This window comes from Hahella sp. HN01, from assembly GCF_018986435.1.
Classification (GTDB): Bacteria; Pseudomonadota; Gammaproteobacteria; order Pseudomonadales; family Oleiphilaceae; genus Hahella.
Map to the genome: position 1 here is coordinate 37,559 of NZ_JAHMIN010000002.1, position 22,556 is coordinate 60,114.

The 22,556-nt window shown below is 57.8% G+C and carries 22 protein-coding genes; 13 read left to right on the forward strand and 9 right to left on the reverse strand.

Annotated features, from left to right (window positions below; translation table 11 throughout):
* Positions 1 to 26: 26 nt before the first annotated feature.
* Positions 27 to 911: a cytochrome c oxidase subunit 3 gene (locus tag KP814_RS02515; RefSeq protein WP_216735271.1), complete on the forward strand. Its 885-nt coding sequence runs from the start codon at positions 27 to 29 to the stop codon at positions 909 to 911.
* 75 nt (positions 912 to 986) lie between these two features.
* On the opposite strand, the gene KP814_RS02520 is transcribed toward KP814_RS02515, so the two are convergent.
* Positions 987 to 1,190 (reverse strand): twin transmembrane helix small protein, encoded by a 204-nt coding sequence (locus KP814_RS02520; protein ID WP_164887160.1) that lies wholly within the window; start codon positions 1,188 to 1,190, stop codon positions 987 to 989.
* A 132-nt stretch (positions 1,191 to 1,322) separates the two neighbouring features.
* On the opposite strand from KP814_RS02520, the gene KP814_RS02525 reads away from it, so the two are divergent.
* The 5 genes from KP814_RS02525 to KP814_RS02545 all read left to right on the forward strand — a co-directional run bounded on the left by KP814_RS02525 (position 1,323) and on the right by KP814_RS02545 (position 6,120).
* Positions 1,323 to 2,057, forward strand: a complete 735-nt coding sequence (locus tag KP814_RS02525; protein WP_216735272.1) for an SURF1 family protein — start codon at positions 1,323 to 1,325, stop codon at positions 2,055 to 2,057.
* The gene (locus KP814_RS02530; protein WP_253938121.1) at positions 2,035 to 2,658 is read left to right on the forward strand and encodes a hypothetical protein; all 624 of its coding nucleotides are present in this window, start codon (positions 2,035 to 2,037) and stop codon (positions 2,656 to 2,658) included. The genes KP814_RS02525 and KP814_RS02530 overlap by 23 nt, the downstream gene beginning before the upstream one ends.
* 96 nt (positions 2,659 to 2,754) lie before the next feature.
* Entirely contained in the window at positions 2,755 to 3,843 is a 1,089-nt protein-coding gene (locus KP814_RS02535; RefSeq protein ID WP_216735273.1) for a heme A synthase, read from the forward strand.
* Positions 3,840 to 4,739 (forward strand): heme o synthase, encoded by a 900-nt coding sequence (gene cyoE, locus KP814_RS02540; RefSeq protein ID WP_216735274.1) that lies wholly within the window; start codon positions 3,840 to 3,842, stop codon positions 4,737 to 4,739. Before KP814_RS02535 ends, cyoE begins: the two co-directional genes overlap by 4 nt.
* 115 nt (positions 4,740 to 4,854) lie before the next feature.
* A complete protein-coding gene (locus KP814_RS02545; RefSeq protein WP_216735275.1) occupies positions 4,855 to 6,120 on the forward strand; it encodes a serine hydrolase in 1,266 nt (421 codons plus the stop codon).
* 29 nt (positions 6,121 to 6,149) lie between these two features.
* Here KP814_RS02545 and KP814_RS02550 read toward each other — a convergent pair whose 3' ends face one another.
* Positions 6,150 to 6,506, reverse strand: coding sequence for a hypothetical protein (locus KP814_RS02550; protein WP_216735276.1), 357 nt, complete (start codon positions 6,504 to 6,506; stop codon positions 6,150 to 6,152).
* Between the two features lie 301 nt (positions 6,507 to 6,807).
* Between KP814_RS02550 and KP814_RS02555 the strand changes: the two genes are divergently transcribed.
* Entirely contained in the window at positions 6,808 to 7,047 is a 240-nt protein-coding gene (locus tag KP814_RS02555; protein ID WP_127967819.1) for a hypothetical protein, read from the forward strand.
* 17 nt (positions 7,048 to 7,064) lie between these two features.
* Here the strand turns inward: KP814_RS02555 and KP814_RS02560 are convergent, their stop codons facing one another.
* The 3 genes from KP814_RS02560 to KP814_RS02570 form a co-directional block, all read right to left on the reverse strand.
* Positions 7,065 to 8,153, reverse strand: coding sequence for an SMP-30/gluconolactonase/LRE family protein (locus KP814_RS02560; RefSeq protein ID WP_216735277.1), 1,089 nt, complete (start codon positions 8,151 to 8,153; stop codon positions 7,065 to 7,067).
* A gap of 41 nt (positions 8,154 to 8,194) precedes the next feature.
* Positions 8,195 to 9,964 carry a hypothetical protein gene (locus KP814_RS02565; protein WP_216735278.1) on the reverse strand — a complete coding sequence of 590 codons (1,770 nt, stop codon included), beginning with the start codon at positions 9,962 to 9,964 and terminating at the stop codon, positions 8,195 to 8,197.
* 491 nt (positions 9,965 to 10,455) lie between these two features.
* Positions 10,456 to 11,157 (reverse strand): hypothetical protein, encoded by a 702-nt coding sequence (locus KP814_RS02570; RefSeq protein ID WP_216735279.1) that lies wholly within the window; start codon positions 11,155 to 11,157, stop codon positions 10,456 to 10,458.
* Positions 11,158 to 11,255: 98 nt separating this feature from the next.
* On the opposite strand from KP814_RS02570, the gene KP814_RS02575 reads away from it, so the two are divergent.
* Together KP814_RS02575 and KP814_RS33100 are read left to right on the forward strand one after the other, a co-directional pair.
* Complete coding sequence (locus KP814_RS02575; RefSeq protein ID WP_216735280.1) at positions 11,256 to 12,392, forward strand: succinylglutamate desuccinylase/aspartoacylase family protein; 1,137 nt, start codon at positions 11,256 to 11,258, stop codon at positions 12,390 to 12,392.
* 181 nt (positions 12,393 to 12,573) lie between these two features.
* Positions 12,574 to 14,049: an FAD-binding domain-containing protein gene (locus KP814_RS33100; RefSeq protein WP_216735281.1), complete on the forward strand. Its 1,476-nt coding sequence runs from the start codon at positions 12,574 to 12,576 to the stop codon at positions 14,047 to 14,049.
* A 77-nt stretch (positions 14,050 to 14,126) separates the two neighbouring features.
* Here KP814_RS33100 and KP814_RS02585 read toward each other — a convergent pair whose 3' ends face one another.
* The 3 genes from KP814_RS02585 to KP814_RS33295 all read right to left on the reverse strand — a co-directional run bounded on the left by KP814_RS02585 (position 14,127) and on the right by KP814_RS33295 (position 16,711).
* Positions 14,127 to 14,513: a Spy/CpxP family protein refolding chaperone gene (locus KP814_RS02585; RefSeq protein WP_216735282.1), complete on the reverse strand. Its 387-nt coding sequence runs from the start codon at positions 14,511 to 14,513 to the stop codon at positions 14,127 to 14,129.
* A gap of 103 nt (positions 14,514 to 14,616) precedes the next feature.
* Complete coding sequence (locus KP814_RS02590) at positions 14,617 to 15,288, reverse strand: response regulator (protein WP_216735283.1); 672 nt, start codon at positions 15,286 to 15,288, stop codon at positions 14,617 to 14,619.
* A gap of 40 nt (positions 15,289 to 15,328) precedes the next feature.
* Entirely contained in the window at positions 15,329 to 16,711 is a 1,383-nt protein-coding gene (locus tag KP814_RS33295; protein WP_216735284.1) for an ATP-binding protein, read from the reverse strand.
* Positions 16,712 to 16,948: 237 nt separating this feature from the next.
* Between KP814_RS33295 and KP814_RS02600 the strand changes: the two genes are divergently transcribed.
* A complete protein-coding gene (locus KP814_RS02600; RefSeq protein ID WP_216735285.1) occupies positions 16,949 to 18,289 on the forward strand; it encodes an SPFH domain-containing protein in 1,341 nt (446 codons plus the stop codon).
* Positions 18,290 to 18,355: 66 nt separating this feature from the next.
* On the opposite strand, the gene KP814_RS02605 is transcribed toward KP814_RS02600, so the two are convergent.
* Positions 18,356 to 18,967 (reverse strand): LysE family translocator, encoded by a 612-nt coding sequence (locus KP814_RS02605; protein ID WP_216735286.1) that lies wholly within the window; start codon positions 18,965 to 18,967, stop codon positions 18,356 to 18,358.
* Between the two features lie 126 nt (positions 18,968 to 19,093).
* Between KP814_RS02605 and KP814_RS02610 the strand changes: the two genes are divergently transcribed.
* The 3 genes from KP814_RS02610 to KP814_RS02620 all read left to right on the forward strand — a co-directional run bounded on the left by KP814_RS02610 (position 19,094) and on the right by KP814_RS02620 (position 22,534).
* Complete coding sequence (locus tag KP814_RS02610; RefSeq protein WP_216735287.1) at positions 19,094 to 20,080, forward strand: GlxA family transcriptional regulator; 987 nt, start codon at positions 19,094 to 19,096, stop codon at positions 20,078 to 20,080.
* Positions 20,081 to 20,204: 124 nt separating this feature from the next.
* Complete coding sequence (locus KP814_RS02615) at positions 20,205 to 21,173, forward strand: glutathione S-transferase family protein (protein WP_216735288.1); 969 nt, start codon at positions 20,205 to 20,207, stop codon at positions 21,171 to 21,173.
* 167 nt (positions 21,174 to 21,340) lie between these two features.
* Positions 21,341 to 22,534, forward strand: coding sequence for an ABC transporter substrate-binding protein (locus KP814_RS02620; protein WP_216735289.1), 1,194 nt, complete (start codon positions 21,341 to 21,343; stop codon positions 22,532 to 22,534).
* Positions 22,535 to 22,556 lie beyond the last annotated feature (22 nt).

The window sequence follows — 22,556 nt, forward strand, 5'->3', positions numbered from 1 at the left end:
ACAAAATAACTGCCACGGGAGGACCTATGGCGACTCAACAAAGTTATTACGTACCGGAACAGAGTAAGTGGCCCATCATCGCGACGGTGGGGCTGTTTTTGACCCTGTCCGGTCTGGCGACAGTGATGGTGAACAAAAGCGGCGGCGACACCAGCACCGGCTGGTGGATGTTCAGTATCGGCGTTGCAGTGATGGTGTACATGCTGTTTGGCTGGTTTGGCAATGTAGCCAAAGAAAGCATGGCTGGATTGTACAACGCTCAAATGGACCGCTCGTTCCGCTGGGGCATGTCCTGGTTTATCTTCAGCGAAGTGATGTTCTTCTCTGCGTTCTTCGGCGCGCTGTTCTACGTGCGCTTCCTGGCCGTGCCCTGGTTGGCCGGCGAAGGCGAAGGCACTATGAACACCCTGCTGTGGTCGAATTTCGAGGGCTCCTGGCCTTTGCTCCACAACCCGGATCCGAAGGTGTTTCCAGGGCCGGAAGCGGTCATCAATCCCTGGAGCATTCCGCTGCTCAACACTGTGTTGCTGCTGACTTCCAGCGTCACCATCACCTTCGCCCATCACGCCATCAAAAAGAATGATCGCGACAAAGTGAAGTTATGGCTGGCGTTGACCATTCTGCTGGGGGCGGTTTTCCTGGGCTTTCAGGTTTACGAGTACATAGAAGCCTATCATGAGCTGAACCTGACGCTGGATTCCGGCATTTATGGCACTACGTTCTTTATGCTGACCGGCTTCCACGGCATGCACGTGACGCTGGGGGCGATTATCCTGACCGTTATTTTGCTGCGCTATATGAAAGGCCATTTCTCGGCGGAGCATCACTTCGGTTTTGAAGCCGCCGCCTGGTATTGGCACTTCGTGGATGTGGTTTGGGTGTGCCTGTTTGTGCTGGTTTACATCATGTAGTCTGATGATCGACCCGATGCTTGCGTCGGGTCTTTTGACCTCGCCGGAGCCGTGACTCCGGCGGCGTCCCAACGATCAGTGGGGCGTCGGATTCAACTGCAAATGCCCGCTGAACATCAGGACGAGCAGCACGACGATGAGGGCGACGGAAAAGCCCACGCGATAGGTGAGCGCTTTAGCGGTGCGTTTACTGGTGCTGTCATCCTTGACCAGAAAAAACAAACCGCTGAAAAGACTGACGACTGCGCCTGTAAGTAGTAACAAAACAAGGATTTTCATGGGTTCCCTCTTATTTTTTCAGCCCACTATAACAAAGACATTGCAGACAAACTATGCGCGCAGCATCCGCGTGAAAACGCCGCTGGCGAAAATGTCTGTGGGCTTCTGGCCGACGTGTCGGGATGGGAATGAGTGAACTGGAAAATCCTGCTGTTCAGCCTGTTATTGTTGCCGGTTTTACTGGGGCTGGGTTGCTGGCAATTGCTGCGGGCGCAGGAAAAAGAACAGTGGCTGCAGGCCTATCAGAGCATGCAGAACAAGGCGCCGCAATCTCAGGACAATCTGCAGGAGCCGCCGCGCTATGCGCGAGTGTCAGTGTCCGGCGTTTACTCTGAGTCAGATGACTGGCTTTTGGACAACCAGATACGGGAAGGCCGCTTCGGATATCGGGTATTTACGCCTTTCTGCCTTCGCGATGACGCATGCGTGCTGGTGGAGCGGGGATGGATACCGGGAGATTTGGACCGAAGCGTGCTGCCGACGATTCCTTCCGCGCCGGGACGGCTGACATTGGAAGGACGGGCGGACCAGCTCACGGACAGCTACTCCATGGGCGCGAATGAAACGTCAATATCCGCGCCCTATCGAGTGCAGACGCTCAAGCTGGAGGAAGTCCGCGAACGCGTGCCCGGCAGGTTGGCGGATTGGGTGTTGCGACTCGACCCGAACCAGCCTGGCGCGCTGACGACTGTCTGGGAGCCCGTGGTGATGGGCCCGGAAAAACATTATGGCTACGCCGTGCAATGGTTCGCCATGGCGTTAGCGCTGGTGGCGCTGACGATCTGGAAATGGCGTCGCGGCGATAGTGAAGATAAGCAATTACAAGCAGCAGGAGAGACAGACATTGGAACAACTGGCCATGGTTGAAAACGCGCCTCCGTCCCGTGGGCGACTCAAACTCTGGGGCATCATCCTGGTGGCTGCGACCCCCCTTATTGCGGCGATGGTGATGTATTTCGGTCGCATTGGCATTCCGTCCGGCACCACCAATTATGGCGACCTGATCATTCCTCCTCTGGACGCCCTAGAGATCGGCGTGAGCCTGCCGGAAACGCGGCTGGATGAAATCACCCAGGCTGACGGCAAACGGCAATGGCTGATGGTCACCGTCGCTGGAGACGCCTGCAGTGAGCGCTGTTTGCAGGCGTTATACCTGTCCCGTCAGATCAATGTCGCGCTGGGAAAAGAAGCGGATCGCGTGGGCCGGGCGTTGCTGGCGGGAACCGGCGACGCGGCGCTGCAACAAGCATTGAACGACTATCCCCGTATGCTGCCGGCGTCTTTTTCCAGCGCCGACATGGAGGGGCTGCGCGCAAAGTTGGACAAGCACAATATTCAATTGCAACCGTACGATATGCTGTTGATGGACCCGCTGGGCAACATCATGATGCATTACTCAGAGAAGCACGACGGCAAGGCGATCCTGGAGGATCTTAAGCGGCTTCTCAAAGTATCCAAGATTGGTTAGAGTGAGTCTGAAGACTTCCTCAGGGAGCCGTTGAGCCGGCAGTAAAATCAACGTCTTCCGAATGCAGTAACAACAATAACAAGAGGCGTTTGGAAAATGGACTATGTCGCCCCGCCGGCGCTAGTGACGTCGGCTGTCGTAAACCCGCGTCTGCAGTGGCTGCGTCGCCTGGTTATCCTGACCACGGTCTGGGCTTTCTGTGTGATTCTGCTAGGCGCGTACACCCGTCTGATGGACGCCGGTCTGGGATGCCCTGACTGGCCTGGCTGCTACGGCTTTCTTACGGTGCCGAACGAGGCGCATGAGATCGAAATTGCCGAAGCCCGTTTTCCCCACGCGCCGGTCGAGGTGCATAAGGGCTGGCCGGAGATGGTGCACCGCTACTTCGCCAGCGGTCTGGGCCTGTTGATATTCGCCATCGCCGCGCTGTCCTGGCGCGATGTTTCCCCCAACTCTGTTCCTGGCGCGCGCCGGCCGCCTCGCAAACTGACTCTGTTTTTGTGCGCCCTGGTGATTCTGCAGGGGCTGTTCGGCATGTGGACCGTTACTCTCAAGCTCTGGCCGCAAGTCGTCAGCGCGCACCTGCTCGGCGGCTTCTGCACACTCACCCTGCTGGCGCTGACGGCCATGCGGCTCCTTGATCGACTGCTGACGGTCTCTGCGGAAACGCTGCGGCGCTGGCGTCGACTCAGGCCGCTGGCGTTGCTCGCCGTGGCGTTATTGGCCACACAGATTTTTCTGGGCGCCTGGGTGACGTCGAACTACGCCGCTGTCGCCTGTCCCGATTTCCCAACCTGCCAGGAAAAACTGTGGCCGGAGATGGATTTTCAGCACGGTTTTAATCTCACTCAGACCATCGGTCCCAATTATCTCGGCGGGCTGATGCATAACGAGGCCAGAGTCGCGATTCACATGACCCATCGCCTGGGCGCGGTGGCCGTGCTGCTGGTATTGGGCGGCTTTCTGATCGCCGCCTGGCGCCGCTCCCAGGGATCGCCTCTCCGGCGCAGCCTGGGTCTGACCGGAGCGCTGCTGCTCCTGCAGATCGCGCTGGGCGTAACCAATGTGGTGGCGCTCGTGCCATTGCCTGTGGCGGTGGCCCACAACGGCGTGGCGGCATTGCTGCTGATTTCCCTGGTATGGGTGACATACCGTTTATGGACTGCCAAAGAGGTGCGCTCATGAAAAATACCGCTTCCACTACGGCCGCCGCCGGCTGGCGCGATTACTACGAACTGTGCAAGCCCCGGGTGGTGGCTCTGATGATGCTGACCGCGGTGGTGGGCATGTTGCTCGCCAGCGACCAGGGCATGCCCTGGAATGCGCTGATTCTGGGTAACCTCGGCATCGCTTTGCTGGCGTCTTCCGCGGCGGCGATCAACCATATCGTCGACCAGAAAATCGATGCGGTGATGGCGCGTACGCAAAAACGTCCAATTGTGCAGGGGCGCGTGGATAACCTGCACGCTTTGACATTCGCCTTCGCTCTGGCGGTGGTGGGCATGGCGATTCTGGCCTGGGGCGTGAATCCCCTGACCGCCTGGCTGACCCTGGCTTCGCTGATTGGCTACGCGGTGGTGTATACCCTGTTCCTGAAACGGGCCACGCCGCAAAATATCGTGCTGGGCGGGCTGGCGGGCGCTGCGCCGCCTCTGTTGGGCTGGACCTCTGTGACCGGAACCGTCGACCCTCACGCGCTGTTGCTGGTGCTGATCATTTTCGCCTGGACGCCGCCGCATTTCTGGGCGCTGGCGGTGCATCGCAAAGACGAGTACGCCAAAGCCGGCGTACCCATGCTGCCGGTGACCCATGGCGACCGCTACACCAAGCTGCACATTCTGCTGTACACCTTTATGCTATTCGCCGCCACCATGCTGCCCTTTATCACCGGCATGTGCGGTTGGATCTACTTTGTCGCCGCCTTGGCGCTGGGGCTGCGCTTCCTGGACTGGGCCTGGGCGATGTGGCGGGATTCGCGCAAGCATGCGGCCATCAAGACATTCCGCTACTCCATTACCTATCTGATGCTGTTATTCGTGGCGCTGCTGGCGGATCACTATATTCCGGTGACTCTGTCATAGCAGGCCACGCAGACGCTCAGGGAAAGACGCTGTCTCGCTCTGGGCTTCTGCGTAAAAGCGTCTAGAATTTAACAGCTACGTGGGACGTTTTTTCCGCCAACGTGGAAGTGCTGTTATGTTGAGTCTACTGCGAAATCCTCTGCGCCTGGCGGAGGTCGCCGCTGATCCGGCGCAGGTGAGCGTCATCGATGAGGGTCTGGAAGTCTGTCCGGAACGGGTGGATGTGGCGCCGGAAGGCGTACAGCAGATCTGGCGAGCGGTGGAGCGTCTATACGCCACCGGCACCCAGCCGGCCATCAGCTTGTGCGTGCGCCGCAAAGGCCGCGTCATTCTCAATCGCGCGATAGGTTACGCCAGCGGCGGCGGCCCCGGCGACGCGTCTGATGAGTTCCGCCAACCTATGACCACCGCCACGCCGGTATGCCTGTTTTCCGCTTCCAAGGCGGTGACGGCGGTGTTGATGCACAAACTGGCGGAAGAGGGGCTGATCAATCTGCTGGACCCGGTCAGCTTCTACTTGCCGGAATTCGGCCAGCGCGGCAAACGCAATATCACGATTCACCAGATTCTCTCTCACCGGGGCGGCATTCCCGGTCTTCCCACCCATGAATCCCTCGACACGCTGTACGATCAGGAGCAAGTGTGGAAGCTGTTGTGCGCCGCCAAACCCATCGCGGTGGACGGCGGCAAGCTGGCTTACCACGCCATCACCGGCGGTTTTGTGCTGCAAAGGGTCCTGGAGAAAGTGACAGGCGCCGGCATTATGGAATATCTGGAGCAGACGCTGCGTGCGCCGCTGGAGATGAAGTACTTTACCTATGGCCTGGAGGAAGCCGGGAAGCACGCTGTCGCGCGTAATTACGCCACCGGTCCCGAGGCGCCGTTTCCCGTGTCCTGGGCGCTTAAACGCGCTCTGGGCGCGGACATGTCGGCGGCGGCGAACATTTCCAATGAGAGACGCTGGATGGACGCCATTATCCCCGCCGCCAACCTCTATGCGACGGCGGAGGAAACTTCGCGCTTTTTCCAGATGCTGTTGAATGGCGGCGAGTGGCGTGGACGGCGGATTCTACAACCCGTCACCGTAAAACGGGCGACGCAGGAATTCGGCGGCTGCACCTTCGATCGTACGATGATGATCCCCATGCGCTACAGCGCCGGCTTTATGCTGGGGGGAGATCCGGTGGGTTTATGGGGACCGCGCACGGAGCGCGCCTTCGGCCATATCGGACTGATCAATAAGTTCTGTTGGGCGGACCCGGATCGGGAGATTTCCGTGGCGTTGCTGACGTCGGGTCTGGCTTTGCTGGCGCACCATCTACCGCGATTGGCGGCGTTGATCCGGCAAATCAATCTGCAATGCGCGCCGCTCGCACTGTAGTCGGAGCGACGCGAATTCGGGGCGTGGAATTACTCGTGACTGGACCAGCGGTTAGCCTGTTGTTCGATAATCAACATGACGTTTTTCAATAACTGACGCAGTCTGACCTGGGTCTGGGTGCGCTCCACCACCTGAGAGACGGACGCCTGCAAACGATGCAGTTTGGGGCTGACCTGTCGAATGCCTTCGGTGATCATCTCATAGGGATAATGGTGGTCCTGGATACTGAGCTTATTCAGCTCCGCCGCTTCCTGTTGGAATACGCTCAGCACATCATAAATCGTATCCTTGTTAGTGATGGTGGACGCCTCCCAATAGGCATCGTCCAACACTTCGATCAAGCTGAGGAACTCGGTGCAGGCATCGGATATTTTTGCGGGTGTCATGTGCGCCTCAAATTTACGGATAAGCTTGGAACGTTCTACATTCAGCATAGCAAAAACTGGCGCAGGCGCCTGAAAACTGGTCACTCTCGCCCCGTCCTGGCGTCAGGAAGTCCTGTAACGTTAGTTTTAGCGAGGGTTAGCGTTATGTAACTGCACTGTGTGTGTTGCGGTTAGAAATGTGTATTAAGGTTAAATTTTGAACTATTTCTCCAATTGTGGAAGGATTGTGGATATACTGGTTTTTACCTATCCCGACGGCGGGCGCTACGGGAGGCCAAACAACAACAGGAAGTCGTAAGCCATGAACACCCTTGAGGCTCAGCGTTGTCGCTTGCAGGAAGAGTTAGCGTTGGCGGAAAAAGAACTCGAAGAGTTATTACGCACCCCGAACCCGAACAAAACGATGGTGAATTTCTACAGCGATCTGCTGGTTCGCAACCGCGAGCTGATCCGCATGATCGACACTCACCTCAGTCAGTCGTCCCACTGGATCACTGACAGAGCGAACAGTATCGCCAAACTTGCGGACGGCGTCGCTTAATCTGTTTGCGGGTCCGGTTAAAGCCCCGGACTTTCGCTTTCGCTGCGGGTTAAAGATAAACGGCCGATCCGGTCTCCGGTCAAGGTGCCGAACAACAGGATGTCGCCGACTTGCTCCACGGATGTGATGGTGTGCAGGCGCTCGCCCTCCGGGTCCTGCAGGTTGTGTAAAACCTCTCCCTGCTCATTCATTCCCAGCACGAATCCATAACGCTCCGCCTGCGGTTGCAAAGCTTCCGGCAGCTTGGACATGCGGCTTTTCAACCAGGGAAACGAGTGGATGAAATCCAGTATTCCGTTGCGCGGCGCTATCAGCGCGATCCAGAACTCTCCCGCTCCGTTGCTGGAGACGCCATCGGGGAATCCGGGCAGATTCTCGATCAACATATCGCTGGTCCCCTGTTTGGGACCCTGCAGCCAATAACGACGCACCCGGTAGCGCCCGGTTTCGCACACCGCCACAAAATCCTCGTTTTGCGACAGCGCCACGCCGTTGGCGAAGTACAGGTCGTCCAACAGAACCGTGGTGGCGCCTGTGGCGGGATCGTAACGGAGCAGGCGTCCGTGAGGACGGCTCTCGATGAGGTCGAAGCGATGCTCATGCACGCCCCAGCGCCAACTGGCGTCGCTGAAGTAAATCACGCCGTCTTTGGCGACATCCACATCGTCCGCGACGCCGAAAGGCAGATTGTCCGCCTTGCTGGTCAGCACGGTGAGTTTGCCCGCTTTATCGAGTTGCAATAATCCTTTTGCCGCGTCAGCCACAATCAGGTCGCCAGCCGGATTGAACTCAATGCCCAGCGGACGTCCGCCGGTATTGGCGAGAACTTCAAATTCACCGTCTTTGTTGATGCGAATGATGTCGCCGTTGGCGAGCCCGGCGTAAACGGCGCCCTCGGCGTCCTGATCCACGTCCTCAGGGCCGTCCAGTCGCCCCTGGCCGATTAACTCCGCATCCAACAGCTTTTGATTTGGGGCGTAGGGGCCTTCCAGATCCGGCGCCGACGGGGCGTCATAGGCTTCCGGATCAATGACCGCAGGCGAGAATAAAAAGTAGGTCAGTAAGATGACCCCCACCACCGCCAGTAGTCTGAGAGAAGCTTTCATTATTCTGCGTCGGTTCCTGTCCGTTTATGGAAGCGGATAGGTTACTCCATCAGGCGATGTAATGCGTCATACTCGTAAGTGACCAGCACAATGACGTCGCCGTCTTCGCCCTGGGGTTCGGCGTCCACGGAGTAACGTTCCAGATAGACGTAATCCAACAGCCCATCCTCCCGATACACGTAGTGTTCGCACCATTCGAAACCGGGGTCATGAATGTCGGTATAACGTCGGGCCAGTCTGCGGCCCTCGGCGTCGTAGGTAAAGTTGGAGGTCGCTATCTCGCACCCCGGCTCCGTAACGCAGGAACTCTCCGGCCTGTCCGTAAAGGTGCGCATGCCGTTCAGTCTGCCGTCGCTGGCGTAGGCGTATTGCGTGTTCAGCTTTTCCAGATTGTTATCGTAGGTGTCATTGGACAAATGTCCGTCGCCGTCAAAGACGAAAGCGCGTTTGACCAGCACCTGATTGTGGGTCGCGCTGTCGGTAGAATAAGAATTGATGCGCACGAGCCCCGCGCCTGCGTCTTTTTGCGGTCTCATCTGGCCGGTAACCGTCTCGCTGGTGCGCTGGCTCAACACGGCGTCGCCGACCTTACTGAACGTTTCCACCCAACGACCGCGATCCAGCGCCAAAGCGTTGACGACGTCCCACTCGCCGTCCGCGGGCGAAATTTCCGTATACAACGGGTCCAGGGTCAGGGAGGAGACATAGGCGTCCAGAGACAGGGCGCGACGGCTCATATCCACGCCGCCATCCAGACGCACCGCCGCCACCGCGCCTTTGGAATCGTAGGTCAGTCCGGCGCGACCAACGTGCTTGCGTTGGGGGTCCTGTACGCCGGCGAGGGCGAGTAGCTTCACATCGTTGTCATTGCGTCCCTCCAGCGCCGCGCTTTCCGTGTCCGGATGCACGTACCAGTTGATTTGCTTGATCGAAAGGGGATCGTTAAGGGCATTTTCATACTGCAGCGATGTTTTCCAGAGAGAGAAATCATAGGCCGCAAAGTCTTCCGTGGAGCGTATATCCTTCATGACGCCCGCCGCCGCATAGGCGATTTTCGGCGCGTTGTGCAGCAGACTGGCGCCCATGACTTTCACTTTGGTGGCGTCCAGATTGTCGAGACGCTGGGCGGCGTCAATACTTTGCGCCTCTTCCGTCATCATGTTCTGTAACGCCATGGCGAAAGCCTTGGCGTAGACGTGGTGGCGATACTGTCCGCTTTTGACGTAATCGAACAGATAATTGTTGTTGAAGCCCACCCGCTCACGGGCGCGCTGGTGCGCCTGCTCGACGGTGGCTTCCGGGTCTTCCTCCCGCATCAGGTCGTACTGCATGCGCACCAGCGTGGTCAGCGGGGAAATGACCGGGCTTCCGGGCGGCGCCATCAGAAAATAGGCTTTATCCACCAGTCCCGGTTCGCTGGACGCGCAATCCGTGGCGGGAGGGACGGCGGCGTTCATCAGGTCTTCATCCTGAGTGACGCAGGGAAGCGCGTAGGCCATGAGCGGGTATAGCTTGGGGTCGTCCACGCCAGCCAGTTGTTCCGCTGTGAATTCATACTCTCCGCCGGCGCCGCTCATCACTGCAGGCTCGTCATCGCCGGCGAGATAATCTCCATTCAAATCCAGCCAGACTTTGGCCTGACGCAGATAACCGTCCAGCACTACACCGTGAAAGTTGGCGTTGGGCGGCGGCGGTTGCTCCGGCTCGCGAGGGTCGCGCAGAGTGGATACATCGGATTTATCGCCGCCGCAGGCGCTCAGAAGCGGCGTCAGCAGGCTGACGATAAGCAGTGCGCCACAGTGGATTCGCATGGTGTTCCCTGTCCTTTTTGTTTTTGTGAGCGAGTCAATCTAGCGGGGAGCAAGCGGAAATTCGTTGATAGGCTTAACAAATGCTTACAAAGGGCGAAAGTAGGGGAAAGAAGGCCGACGGCGTCTGGCGTGCAGACAAAAAAATGCCTCGCTTCCGGGGTGTCCCTATTAAAAAGTCCATCCTGGTCCCATCGCGAGGCTTAAGGCACGAGCGTAGAGGTAACAGTCGTTGTACAAAAGAAGTACCCTGACTATTGATGAAGAAACGTTAAGCCTGTAACAACTTAGCGAAATCTCTTCACCCTGTTTATCGCACAGACTGTGCCAACCTTGCTGCACCTTATTAACCAATTGATAAATATGTATTTTATTTGATTTTGCGTAGATTTTACGGAGATTGAAGGGAAGATATCGTGCCCTAAATCTAATCCTGACTGCTCCATTACGGTGCATTTTGTCTCTTTGGACAGGTTTTAATATTTGGACCGGTTTTAATGGCGGGGGGCGTCCAGGTGCGGGCGCTGACGATAGCCCAGACGACGCCAGATCATGGCGGTGAAGGCGAAATAGGTGGTCATGCTGGATGCAAAAAACCACTCAATGACATTCTCCCAACGATCCTTCGCGGGATTTTGCAGTACCAGGCTGTTGGCGACGCTGGCCAGACCCAGCGCCAGCATCCACCAACATAGCCAGGATTTCGCCCGCAGCCATGTCTGCACGCGGACGCTGGCGGGCCAATCGGAGGTGCGCGACAGGGTCAGGAGACTTCGCAATAACAGCATCTGCGCCAGCACGGTGAAAGAGAAATAAATGGTGACGCCGTACTGGCGCAACAGTCGGTAAATGCGTCCGTCCACGCCGAGGAAGTCTGCGTATAACACCAGAAACAGCGCGCCGATGGCGCCCAGGCACTGCATGGCGCGGACTACGCTGCTCGAAGACTGATGCAGCTTGAGGAAAGCGCCTGCTTGTAACCAGAAGGCGAGCAGTAAGACAGCGTGAATGATCATGCCGGCGCGAAACAGATACAGGGCGTCGCTGGAGCGCGCCGCTTTGCTGATGGACACGCAACCGTCCCAGTACGGCAGACACCCATCGATGGCGCCGAGCAGAGTGCTCCACAGCCAGGCGGCATGGGCCACCAGCACAGGCAGTAAAAAATTGCACCAGGCGATTCGCTGCGGTTGCATGGCGGCCCACTTTGGCATCGCGTTTAGCTAATACTTTAATGCTATAGTGCGCACTTGACGACTGCGCTATTGAAGGCATGGAATTTATTCAGAGGTGAATGATGCGAACCGAGCGTATTCAATTGATGAGCCCGTCCCCCGGCACCCGTCGGGAATTGCTTGTCCATCGGCTGGGACAAGCGGATGCGCGCCCGAAAGTGTATTTTCAAGCCGGTCTGCATGCGGATGAGTGGCCGGGTCTGCTGGTGCTGCAGCATCTGCTGACCTTATTGCAGGAGGCGGAGCGCCAGAACGCGATTCAGGGTGAAATCATCGTAGTCCCTTACGCCAATCCCGTTGGACTGTCTCAGAATGTGTTCGGCTATGTGGCGGGGCGCTTCGACCTCACCGGAACCGGCAATTTCAACCGCAACTTTGCGGACCTGTATCTGGACGCTCGCGACAGTGTGGAAGGTCGACTCGGCTCTGATCTGGAAACCAACAACGAACTGGTGCGTGAGGCCTTGCGCGCCGCCGTGGCGGCGGAGCTGGCGGAAGATGAAACCACTGCATTGAAGAAAACCCTGCTGGCGTTGTCCATCGACGCGGACTACGTCTTCGACCTGCATTGCGACGATCACTCCAGCGCCCACGTGTATTCCGTCAAACGTCAGGCGGAGAAAGCGCAGGACCTGTGTCGCCATATTGGCGCCCGTTATCTGTTGACGGAGGACCTGGACGGGGTCGTCGCCTTTGACGGCTCTCACCTGCAACCCTGGCACTGGCTGCAGAAGGATTTTCCCGATAATCCCATGGAAATGCCGAAGCTGGCGGTGACGGTGGAATATCGCGGTCAATACGACGTCTCCGATGAACTGGCCGCCGTCGACGCCGCCAATTTGTTCAATTATCTGGTCAGTGAAAATCTGATTCGGGGCGACGCGCAGGTTCCGCAACTGGACGACATCCATGTCAGCCCATTGGAGTCCGTGGATTCCATGAAAGCGGAAGCCGCCGGTTTGCTGGTGTTCCAGAAGCCGTTGGACGCCTGGTTGGAGCAGGGCGATGTCTTCGCCGAGATCGTTAGTCTGGATGGCGGCGAGCCGAATCAACGGACGCCGGTGCGAGCACGCACGGCGGGTTATCTGATGGCGCGCACTCATCGACGGCTGGTGCGCCCGGGAGATCAGATCGCCAAGGTATGCGGCGAAAAACCGCTACCGCATCGCAAAATCGGCAATTTGTTGCAACTTTAGGCGTCATTGCCGACACTTAAATTACAACTATTTATTTGGCTGTGAACGCTTAAACGCGGTAGAAAGACTGCGTAAGGCGAAGGAACACCCCGGCCCGCGCATAAAACGGATAGCGGGTCGGGACAGTATAACGGGGAGTCTAAGCGTTTTGATGGTGTGAGTCTGATCAGGTGTGGAGTCAGTGACAGTAAGGGTTGTCTGGTTTAAACGTGACCTCAGGGTCACCGATCATGGGCCGCTTTATCACGCCGCCCGACAAGGTCCGGTGGCGCCGCTGTATGTGGCGGAGCCGGAGTATTGGGCGCAGCCTGACGCTGGCGAAAGGCGTTGGGGATTTGTGCGGGAAACGCTGCTGGAGCTTGACCAGACGTTGAGTAAGCTGGGGCAACCCCTGTGGTTCATGCATGACAGCATGATCAACGTGCTGGAATACCTGAAAGGCCGCTTCGGCGTCTTTGAGCTGTACTCCCACCAGGAAACCGGTGTGCAATGGTGTAACCGGCGCAATCAGATTGTGCGGGAATGGTGTCGTCGCAACGGCGTGCTGTGGCGGGAATGGCCTGTCTGCGGCGTGCTGCGGCGAGCCACCGGCGCAGAGCGTTGGCAGACCGCCTGGAAGGATTTCATGGCGCAGCCCCGTTACCCCAGCCCCAAAACTTTGCCGATGGTGGGCACGTCGCCGCTCAAGCCGGAAGTCTGGCCTGAGACTATCGGCGCCGATCCTACCCCCTGCGTGTTGCGTCAGGCGGGCGGACGCGCCGCCGCCGCTCAGGAGCTGAAGAGTTTTCTGCAGGCGCGTGGGCAAAACTACTTCCGTGACACTCACTATCCCGCCACAGCCTTTGACGGTGGTTCGCGCCTGAGCCCTTATCTGGCCCACGGCGTTCTCAGTTTGCGCGAGGCGGTGCAGCAGTCCCGACGCGCGTTGCAGACCTATCATTCCCGCCGCTCCGCGGACTGGGTGAAGTCCATAAACGAGTTTCTGTCCCGTTTGTACCTGCGCAGCCATTATATGCAGCAGATGGAGGACGAGCCGGGCATGGAGTCGCTCAATCTGCATAAAAGCTTTAACGGGTTGCGCGAGCATCAGTTCGAAGAAGCCAAGTTCGACGCATGGAAGAATGGCGAGACCGGCTTTCCCCTTATCGACGCCGCCATGAAGGCGCTGATTCAATACGGTTGGATCAACTATCAGTTGCGTGGGTTGTTGATGTCCTTCGCCGCCAATCAGCTATGGCTGCACTGGCGTGAGCCGGCGTTGCATCTGGCGCGGCTGTCTATCGACTATGACCCCGCGGTGCATTTTCCGCTGACGCAGCAGTTCGCCGGCACCACGGGGATGTTTGAGCAGAAGATTTACAATCCGGTCACCGAATCCCATCGACTCGATCCCGCCGGCAAATTTATCCGGGCGGAATGTTCGGCGTTACGGGAAGTGAGCGACGCGTATCTGCATGCGCCCTGGAAGATGCCTCATGCGGAACAGATAATGTCCGGCTGCGTGATCGGACAGGATTACCCCATGCCTATCATCAACAACGAAGACGCCACGCTTGTCGCCGGGCAGCGCTTGAAAGCGCATCTGGAGGAGCGTCTTGATCCCATGGAGACTGCCCGCGTGCGCGCTGCGCACCTGCGCTCCATCAAACTGGACTAAGCATGGCGCAGACGTAAAAAAGCCGGCGCGCCCTTGGGGCGGCCGGCGAAGAAGGGGAGCCTGCAACGGAAGCGGGGTTATACCTCTTCGTCGTCGCCTTTATCGCAGTTTTCAGGATGAGGGCGACGTTCTTTGTGCTTGCCGCGCGCCTCATGCATTTCTTTCAGTTTTTCCATCTGCTCCGCGTTCAGTACGGCGCCCAGTTTGGCGTCGGTTTGCGTGCGCAGATTTTCCATTGCCGTGTGCATTTCTTCACGTTGCGGCTTGTATTGCTCCATCAGGGTGTGACGTTGCTCGCGGCTCTCTTCCATAATGGTTTCGAACTGCGTTTTCTGGTCATCCGTCAGCGCCAGCTTTTCCGCCAGACGGTCGATGTTCGGGCCTTGATGGGGGCCGCCCTTGGCCAGTGCGAATCCGCTGGCGGCGATTAAACATGTCAGGGTGAATGCAGCGAATTTTTTCATAACCTTTTTCCTCAATTTCCTGTTTGGCTTTGTGTGATTCTCAATCTAAGCCCGAAATGTGCAGGAATTGTGGAGGCATTAAGGAACAGGGATTACAGCGCTGTCATCCTTCGTATTTATAACCCAGACCATAGACGGAATGGATGTAGTCATGGTCGGGAGAAAGCTCGGCGATTTTCTTGCGCAGCTTTTTGATATGGCTGTCCACCGTGCGATCGCTGACGATGCGGTGATCCTGATAGATGCCGTCCATGAGCTGGTTGCGGGAGAAGATACGGCCGGGTTCATCCGCCAGCATTTTCAGCAATTGAAACTCTATGGCGGTCAACTCCAGCGGCTTGCCCCGCAGGACCGCTCGATAACGGGACGGGTCCAGCGCCAGGACCTGTTCTTCTCCCGCAGGCGCGCCACGCACGCGCCGCAGGATGGCCTTGACCCGGGCCACCACCTCGCGTGGGCTGAAGGGTTTGCAGACGTAGTCGTCCGCGCCCAGCTCCAGCCCAAGCAGACGATCGATTTCCTCCACCCGGGCGGTCACCATGATGATGGGCGTATCGGTGAAGCGACGCGCCTCCCGACACACGGACAAACCGTCGAGACCCGGCAGCATGAGATCAAGCAGAATCAGGTCAGGCGCGCTGGCGCGGATTTTTTCCAACGCCTGCTGTCCATCGCCAATGATGTCGCATTGGTAGCCTTCCTGTTGCAGATAGTCCTTCAGCAGACTGGCGAGCTTTGGCTCATCTTCCACGATGAGTATGCTGTTCTGAGGCATGTGCGTTGTCTCCGCTGTATTCAGATAAGGTCGGCCGGCGTCACTCGTGATATGCCGGCAAAGTCACGTCGATGGCCAGTCCGCCGAGTGGTGATCGCGAGGCGCTGATATCGCCTTCATGAGCTTCGACGATTTTGCGGCAAATCGCCAGTCCCAGACCGGAGCCGCCGGTGTTGCGATTGCGCGAGTTCTCCACCCGGTAAAGATGGTCGAACAGCTTGGGCAGGGCTTCGTCCGGCGCGCCGGGGCCGGAGTCCTCGATGCGCAGCCGCACTTGATCATGGTCGACATTGAGAGAGACGCGCACCTGGGCGCCGGGGTCGGCGTATTTGCAGGTGTTGCTGAACAGATTATCCAGCAACTGGCTTAATCGCGTGGCGTCCGCCCACACCATGGCGGGGCTGGGGGCCAGATCGTGGATCAGTTGAAAGCCGGCGGCGGTGAAATTGGCGTGATGCCTGTCCAGTGCGTGCTGCAGGATCAGACGCAGGTCCTCTTCGTCTTTTTGATAGCGCAGCGCGCCCACTTCGGCGTTGGTCAACTCGTATAGATCGTTAATCAGTTTTTGCAGGTGTTCGATTTCCTGTTGGATGGACAGCAGGTTGTCGCGGTTGGTGGGGCGAACGCCGTCCACCAGCGCCTCCAGCTCGCCCTTGGCGATGGCCAGCGGCGTGCGCAGCTCGTGGGAAATATCCGCAATCCAGCGTCGCCGCGCGGTTTCATTGGACTGAAGCGTTTGCGCCAGTTGATGGAAATCCCGCGCCAGTTGTCCCAGCTCGTCTTTGCCCGAGACTTTCAGCTCCACGTCATAAGCGCCCTGGGCCAGCTGTCGGGTGGCGACGGCGAGGCGTTTAATGGGGGTGACGAACTGACGCGCCAGGGGCAAGGCGATAAGCAGGGCGATAGCCACCATCAGCGTACTGATAACCAGGAACGCCTTATCCTGACTCTGACTGAACGCCAGATCATTTTGCTCCGTCACTCGCACGCGCGGGGGCAGCGCCAGCCAGCCGACGGTCTGATCGCCCAGCTTGATCGGCGCCATGATGAAATCACTGCGGAAGCGGCCCGTCACTACCTGTTTGTCTGCGTCCAGCAAGGTCGGCGGACGCGGCGGGTGCGGGCGGTCGGGACGATCATCCTCGTTGCGACGAGGCGGTCGCCAGGGTTGCTGGTCGTCGTCTTCCGCCTCTAACAGCCGCCGCCACAGATTATGGTCGCGGCGCAGGGGCTCCCAGCTGCCGGATTGTCGATAGAAACGCTGGAGATTGTTGATCAGCGTCTCCTGTCGCTGCAGATCGCGACGATTCACGTAATCCAGGAAACCGCGGTCGAAGCTCCACTGCATTAGCGAATACATGGCGGCGAACATGGCCGTGGTGGCGATCAACAGCGCCAGAATAAGTTTGGATTGAATGCGCACGTCGGTTTCCGGTTGGCTTGGTCGGGATAGGTCGCTTCACCAGATAATCTAGCGGCTTTTCCCTGCGCCGTTAAGCTCAGTGGCGCTCTGAGGGCGTGATTTCCTAAGTTTTTCCATATTCGTCGGCTTGCGGCGGGAGTGTGAAGACGGTCATAAACCCAATGATCGGCGTTATTTACCAAAAATTAATTTTTCTCTAAGATACGCCGGTTTTTTTACCTACCTTGTGGAATCCCCATGCGCAATTTATCAATTGGATTGATATCCATTCTGACTGGCATTGTCCTGACTGTTGTCGTTACCTGGAACAGTATTTTTTACGCCGAGCCCGGTTATGTGTATCACGTAAGAACCATCTTAGGCGATGAGCACGTGGTGTCTGACGTGGGCTATCAGTTTTACCTGTGGGGACGCTGGAACGCCTGGAAACGCGCCCTGACCGTGCAAGCGGTGAAAGGCGGCGACAGCACCGTTTCCTACGTCGAAGTGGAAAACTCAGAAACCAGCGCTGCGCTGCCTCCGCTGAAAATCATGTTTCTGGATCAGGTGGACGCTGCGGCGGAAGCCACCGTACGCTTCAGCATTCCCACCGACCAGGAAGGCTTCACCCGCCTGGCCCATGAATACCGCACTCCCGCCAACCTGCTGCGTACGGCGTTGATTCCGGCATTCAAGGAAACCCTGCAGGCCACGGCGTCGCTGATGAGCGCAGAGGATTACTACAGCGGCGGACGCACCGAGTTCAACACGGAATTCGAAAACCAGATGTCCAACGGCATTTACATCGTTAAACGCGAAGAAATGCTGATCAGCTCGCAGCGTAAAATTTCCGGTTCCGCCAACGCTTCGATGGGAGCCTCTCAGGAAGAATATGGCGACGAAGCCAAAGCGGTGTTCGTTGTGCGCAAAGTCACGGACGCCAACGGAACGCCTCGGCGCAAGGACCAGAAGTTTACCCAGTTTGGCATCAGCGTGGTGGATGCGCGCATCACCGACATGACGCCCAACAACCGCTTTGTCGAGCGTATGCAATTAAAGCAGAAAGCCAGCGCGGACCGCGCTATTGCCCGTGAGCAGCGGATTCAGGAAGAAGAACAGCGCCTGTTGGCGATCGCCCGCGGGGAGCGCGAAGTCGCGGAGCGTCAGGCCAAAGCCAAGGTGGATCAGATTCAGAAAACCACTGAAGCGGAAACCGATAAGCAGTTGGCGGTGACCTCCGCGACCAAGATGAAAGAGCAAGCCCGCATCGAGAAAGAAACCGCCGAGATCAATCTGGAAAAAGCCCGCATTGAGGCGGAAACCAAGCGCACTTTGGCGGAAGCGGAAGCCTACCAGAAAGAAGTGATCCTGAAAGCGGATAACGCGTTGGCGCAAAAACTGGATGCGGAAATCGAAATTCATAAACTGTGGGCGGACGCGTTCGCTCGCCGTTCCGTGCCGACCAACGTTTTTGGCGGCGGAGCCGGCGCTGGCGCTCCTCAGGGCTCCGATACGGAAGTCACCGCCTTTATGCAGATGTTGACCCTGGACGCCGCCAAGCGTCTGGCTTATGACCGGGAGATCGGTAAAGGCGAGTGATCCTTGTCGCCAATACCCGTCGTCAAAGGGGCGCCCGCTGAGCGGAGCGCCCTTTTTTATGCCGCTTCAGCGAGAGAGCGGCAAGGCGAGACCAATGAGAATAAAGAGGCCGCCGCAAATCTGATTGAAGCGCTTGCCATGTTTCTCCAGCTTCGGCCCGATACGGTGCGCAGCCTGCGCCAGCAGTACCTCGACCGTAAATTCGATCAGGGCGAAGGTCAGCGCCATGATGGCGAACTGGCTAGGCAACCCCTGCTGCGGATCAACAAATTGCGGCAGAAAGGCGGCAAAGAAAATCAGCACCTTGGGGTTGGACAGCGCGGCCAGCGCGCCCTGACGAAACAGGCGCGCATTGTTCTTGCGGGCGGCTTCGTCCTGTAACTGCAAATGCAGCCCCGGCGCGCGCCATTGCTGTATCCCCAATCCGATCAAATAAGCCCCACCCAACCATTGCAGCACGGTCAGAGCGGTCTCCGAGGACTGCAATAAGGCGCCGACGCCGAACATGGACAACAGCATCAGTAGAAGAAATCCCAACACGCCGCCGACAATGGTAAAGACGGCGCGGACGCGTCCATAAAGGGCTCCATGGGTCAGCGCGAGCAGACCGTTAGGGCCGGGTGAGCAGGACAGACCGGCGGTGGCGGCCAGAAACAGAAGCCAGGTTTGCAGAGTCATTGCTAACGCCTTGGTGAATAGGTGATGTGAGCAGTCTAAGGCGCAAGGGCGGATTTCAATGGTAATTATTGGACGTATTAAGGTAGATTTTGGTCATTAGGACTCAAGGAAACTCCGCGCCTGAATATGACTCAACCTGCACCCTCCGTTCCGGACGTACGTTTTCTTTTGCTGCCGCTGCCGGAGTTCACCATGCTGCCATTCGGTGGATTTCTGGATAAGCTGCGTTTCAGCGCTGATGAAGAGGATTACAGCGCGCAGCGTTATTGCGCCTGGCGTGTGCTGGGCCTGGAGCTGGGCTCGATCGTTTCCAGCAGCGGCGTCGCCATTGAAGTGCAGGAAATAGCGGCGCAGACGCGCCTCACTGATTTTGACTATCTGGTGGTGTTTGGCGGCCGCACGGCCCGTCGCAGCATGGAGCTGGCCGACGAATACGGACCTCTGCTGCGCAAGGCCGCCGCACAGGGATTGTCGCTGGTCAGTATCGACAACGCCTGTTTCCTGCTGGCCGCCGCAGGTTTGTTGCAAGGCGCCAAAGTGGCGATGCACTGGCGCCATGTGCAGGAATTCCAGGTCGCTTTTCCCCGTATTGAAGTCCGCACCGGGCAGTTGTATTGCTTCGACGGCAAGCGCATCAGCTGTGCGGGAGGCGTCGCTGCGGTGGATCTGGCGGTGGAGTTGTTGGCGCGTCATTGCGGGAGAACCCGGGCCCTGAAAGGCCTGGCGGATATGCTGGTGGATGAGGCGCGCAGCGAAACCCATCCGCTGAAATCGCTGTCCCGAGAGAGCGGACTCGGTCGCAGCGTCGGGCGCGCGACCAGCCTGATGCGCCAGTGGCTGGGAGACGCCTTCAACGTGGACGATATCGCCGCCGCCATCGGGGTCAGCCGTCGTCAACTGGATCGTCTTTTTATGACCGAGTTTGACTGTACGGCGCGGGCTTATTGGCGGGAAATGCGCTTGCAACATGCGCGTTGGCGTCTGCTGAATTCTCATCACAGCCTGGCTGTGCTGGCGGATGAAATCGGCGCGCAGGATGTCAGCCATCTCTGCAAAATGTTCCGTCAGCGTTTCGGCGTCAGTCCGGACGCATTCCGTAAAAGCGGCGGTTGAAGCCGCTGTCCACGCTTAGCTTCTTTCCCTTTATTCGAACCTTTTAACGCAATTTTTAAGCTTTTTATTCAATGGCATAGCTTCTAAGGTGAGTTTTTGACAGGTTTATTGGAGGGAGGGGATTATGGGGTTGCTGGTCGACGGAGTCTGGCGTGATCAATGGTATGACACGGCCAAGAGCGGAGGCAGGTTCGAGCGTGAGGCGTCCCGCTTTCGTCGTCGCGTCAGCGCGGCGGCGGACGATGAATTTCCGGCGGAGTCGGGTCGTTATCATCTGTATGTCAGTCTGGCTTGCCCCTGGGCCCATCGCACGCTGATTTTCCGCAAGTTGAAAGGACTGGAGCCTCATATCAGCGTTTCCGTCGTATCTCCGGACATGATGGACAACGGGTGGGAGTTTGACGCCGCCAAAGGGCTGCCGGATCACCTGTACGGCGTTGATTTCATGTATCAGCTTTACCTGAAGGCGCATGCGCAATACAGCGGCCGCGTCACCGTGCCGGTGTTATGGGACAAGCAGTCGCAGACGATCGTCAATAACGAGTCTGCAGAGATCATCCGCATGTTCAATGAGGCCTTTAACGATCTGACCGGCAATCACGCCGACTTTTACCCCGAACCGCTGCGTGAGCGTATCGACGCTGTGAACGAGTGGGTATACGCCCAGATCAACAACGGCGTGTACCGCTGCGGCTTCGCCACCACCCAGGAAGCCTACGAAGAGGCGTTCAGCGGACTCTTCGCCGCCCTCGACAGAGTGGAGGAGATTCTGGCGCGGCAGCTTTTCCTGGCGGGGGAGTTTTTGACGGAGGCGGACTGGCGTTTATTCACTACGCTGATCCGTTTCGACACCGTTTACTACGGTCATTTCAAATGCAACCTGCGGCGGATCGCCGACTTCCCCAATCTCAGCCAGTACATGCGTCAGCTGTATCAGCATGAGCAAGTGGCGGAGACCGTCGATCTGGCGCATATCAAGCGCCATTACTACTACAGCCACGTCACCATCAACCCCACGCGCATCGTTCCTGTGGGACCGGAGTGCGTGTTGAACGGACCGCATGACCGCGGACCAGTGCGGGTGATGGCGTAAGGCGTCGGGTGGCTGGATGCGCCGACAGGGTCTAGGCTATTAGCGGTTACCTGAAATAATACGGAGCGGCGCACGAATCCACTGCGTCGCCTGGAGGGCGAAACGGCGCTATGTTAGGCGGCAAGGATAGAAGGTGGTTATTCGCGTTCCTGTGGCTGGCGTTTGGAATGTCGATTCAGATTCATACAGCGCAGGCGCAGGAACTCAAAGTGGCGCTGATGGTGTTCAGCGGCGATCAGCGGGCGGCGTTCAACGAATTGTCCCGGCAGTTCGAGAAGGAAAACCCCGATATCAACGTACGCTGGCTGGCCTACGACGAGGACGCCTATAAAGGCGGCATTGAGCGCTGGCTGAGCAAGAACGAGCCTGCAGACGTGCTGTATTGGCAGGCGGGAGAGCGGTTGCTGCAATATGTGCGTCAAGGGTTTGTGGAGCCCATTGACGATCTGTGGCGGGCGCAAAACTTTGACGCGGATTACACCGAGGCGATCAAAGACACGGTCTCCTGGCGCGGCCGTATTTATGCGGTTCCCTATTCTTACTATCAATGGGGACTTTATTACCGCGTGTCCCTGTTTCGCCGTCTGGGTCTGCAACCGCCGCAAGACTGGGACAGCTTGCTGAATATGTGCGGCGACATGCGCAAAGCCGGCGTCGCTCCCTTCACGATCGGCACTCATTATCACTGGACCGCCGCCGCCTGGTTTGATTACCTCAACTTGCGCATCAACGGCTTGGCCTTTCACCGGGAGCTGACCGGCGGACTCGCTTCCTATATGGACCCGCGCGTGCGCGATGTGTTCGAGCATTGGAAGACCCTGTTGGACAAAAACTGTTTCATCGACCACAAACTGCATCGGGAATGGGACTGGAAACAGTCATTGCCTCAACTCTACCGCGGGCAAGCTGGCATGTTGTTGATGGGCAACTTTTTCAGCAGCACGTTGCCGGAAGATCTGGCGGCGGACTTCCGCTTTGCGCCGTTCCCGGTCATTAATCCTGACATCCCTCGTTACGAAGAGGCGCCGACGGATGTCTTTCTGTTGCCGGTGAATTCCGTCAATAAAGAACCGGCGAAGAAGTTCCTGGCGTTTATCGGCAGGGCGGACGTGCAGGCGGCCTTGAATAATAAGGTCGGTAAAATTTCCACTAATCTGCGCGCTACCCATGGCGACGATTACTTCATTCGCGCGGGGGCGGAATTACTACAATCCGCTGCAGGCATTTCGCAGTTTTTTGATCGCGACTCCCCTAAAGCGATGGCGGACGAAGCAGTAAAAATTTTCACCGAATTTATGGTGGTGCGGGATATTGAACGCACTCAGACGGCGTTGGAGCGAGCGCGGCAGAAGCACTACTAACCTTTGTCGCCGAGACGCCGCC